The organism is Actinomadura meyerae (assembly GCF_900188445.1).
Classification (GTDB): domain Bacteria; phylum Actinomycetota; class Actinomycetes; order Streptosporangiales; family Streptosporangiaceae; genus Spirillospora; species Spirillospora meyerae.
The window spans coordinates 1-2,469 of the sequence record NZ_FZOR01000103.1 but is presented as its reverse complement, the minus strand read 5'-3'; the positions used below and the strand labels follow the sequence as shown (position 1 = coordinate 2,469).

The window sequence follows — 2,469 nt, the reverse complement described above, 5'->3', positions numbered from 1 at the left end:
GCCGTCGGACGCCGTGCCGTTCGACCAGGTGGCGGGCGACGAGGCGGCCGAGCGTGCCGGTGCCGCCGGTGATCAGGACGAGGCCGTCCGGATCGGCGGCGGGCGGCACCGTCAAGGCGACCTTCCCGACATGCCGCGCCTGGCTGAGGAACCGCACCGCCTCCGGTGCCCGGCGCACGTCCCACGCCGTCACCGGCAGCGGCCGGAGCGCGCCCCGGTCGAACAGCTCGCGCAGCTCCACGAGCATCTCCTGGATCCGCTCCGGACCCGCGTCCAGAAGGTCGTACGCCCGGTAGGCGACGCCCGGATGCGCGGCGGCGACCGCCTCGGGATCGCGGACGTCGGTCTTGCCCATCTCCAGGAACCGCCCGCCGTGCCGCTGGAGCCGGAGCGTCGCGTCCACGAAGTCGCCCGCGAGCGAGTTCAGCACGATGTCCACGCCGCCGTCCTCGCCGAGCACGGCGCCGAAGCGCTCCTCGAAGTCGAGCGTCCGGGACGACGCGATGCGCTCGTCCGGCACGCCCTGCGCACGCAGCGCCGGCCACTTCGCGGGACTCGCCGTGCCGAACACGGTCAGGCCCCGATGCCGGGCCAGCTGCACGGCGGCCATCCCGACGCCCCCGGTCGCCGCGTGGACCAGCAGCGTCTCGCCGGGCTCGGCCCGGGCCAGGTCCACCAGCCCGTAGTAGGCCGTCAGGAACACCACCGGAGCCGACGCCGCCTCCGCGAAGGACCAGCCGCGCGGCACCGTCGTGACGAGCCGCCGGTCGGTCCTGGTCAGCGGCCCGATCCCGGCCGCCATCAGGCCCATCACCCGGTCGCCGGGGGCCAGGTCGGTGACGCCCGGCCCGACCTCCACCACCACGCCCGCCGCCTCGCCGCCGAGCGGGCGGGCGTCGTCGGGCACCATGCCGAGCGCCAGCAGCACGTCCCGGAAGTTCAGCCCGGACGCGCGCAGCGCCACCCGCACCTCCCCGGCCGCCAGCGGCTCCTCGGCCGCCGGATTGGGATCGAGCGACATCCCCTCCAGGACTCCCTCGCCGGTCAGGTTCAGCCGCCAGGCGGCGACCCCGTCCGGGACGGGCAGCGCCCCCTCGGCGGGCCGCCGGGCGAGCCGGGGAACGTACGCCTCGCCGCGCCGGAGCGCCAGCCGGGGCTCGCCGGTCGCCAGGGCGAAGGGGACCGCCCGCTCCGACTCCTCGGAGCCGTCGAGATCGAGGAGCGTGAACCTGCCCGGATGCTCCGACTGCGCCGCGCCCACCAGCCCCCACACGGCGGCGTGCCCCAGGTCGGTGGGCCGTTCCCCGCCGTGCACCGCCACCGCCCCGCGCGTGGCGACCACCAGCGGCCCCGCGCCGGGATCGGCGATCCTGGCCTGGACCAGGCGCAGCGCGTGCCCGGTCGCCGACCGGACGTCCGTGGACGCGGGGAGCGCGGTGACGTCGCCGCCCGTGCCCGCGTTCTCGGGGAGCGGAAGGCGCGGCCAGTCGACGCGGAGCAGCCCGTCGCCGGACGCGGCCGCCGCACCGGCCGGGCCGGCGATCGGACGGGCGGTGAGCGCCTCGACCGTCGCCACCGGAGCGCCGGACGGGTCGGCCAGGACGATCGAGACCGTGTCGCCGGCCGTCGAGGTCAGCCGCGCGCGCAGCGCCGTCGCCCCCGTGGCGTGCAGGGACACGCCCGACCAGCTGAACGGCAGCCGCGCGACGTCGGAGTCGGCGGCGAGCACGTGCAGGGCCGCGTCCAGCAGCGCGGGATGCAGACCGAACCCGGCGGGATCCGCGGTGACCTCGGCCTCCACATAGAGATCGGCGCCCTGCCGCCAGGCCGCCCGTGCCCCCTGGAACGCCGCGCCGTACCCGAGACCTCGCTCCGCGAGCCGCGGGTACAGGCCGGCGAGATCGACGGGCTCCGCGCCGGGCGGTGGCCAGGCCGCCAGCTCGGCACCGGCGACGGCCGCCGGAGCCAGTGTCCCGCTCGCGTGCCGCGTCCAGTCGCCGTCCTCGTCGGGACGGGAATGGACGCCGAGCGTCCGCCGCCCGTCGTCGTCCGGCTCGCCGACGACGACCTGGATCCGCACCCCGCCGGTCTCGGGCAGCGCCAGCGGGCTCTCCAGGGTCAGCTCCTCGACCTGCCCGCACCCCAGCCGGTCGGCAGCGCTGACCGCGAGATCGACGAACGCCGCGCCGGGCAGCGTGACGACCCCGCCGACGGTGTGGTCCGCGAGCCACGGATGCGTCCGGACCGACACCCTGCCCGTCAGGACGACCCCGGACCCGTCGGCCTGATCGACCGCCGCCGTCAGGAAGGGATGCGGGTTGGCGTCCAGCCCGAGGCCGGCGGGGTCGTTGGTGGTGGGGGTGTTGATCCAGTGCCGCTGGTGTTGGAAGGGGTAGGTGGGGAGGTTGGTGTGGTGTCCGGGGATGTGCCAGGGGATGGTGAGTCCGTTGGTGTGGGCGTGGGCGAGTG

At 76.6% G+C, this 2,469-nt stretch carries 1 protein-coding gene; it reads right to left on the bottom strand.

Annotated elements, in window-relative coordinates:
• On the bottom strand, window positions 1–2,469 hold a 2,469-nt coding region (locus CHF16_RS39055), incomplete at both ends, for a polyketide synthase dehydratase domain-containing protein (RefSeq protein WP_143228395.1).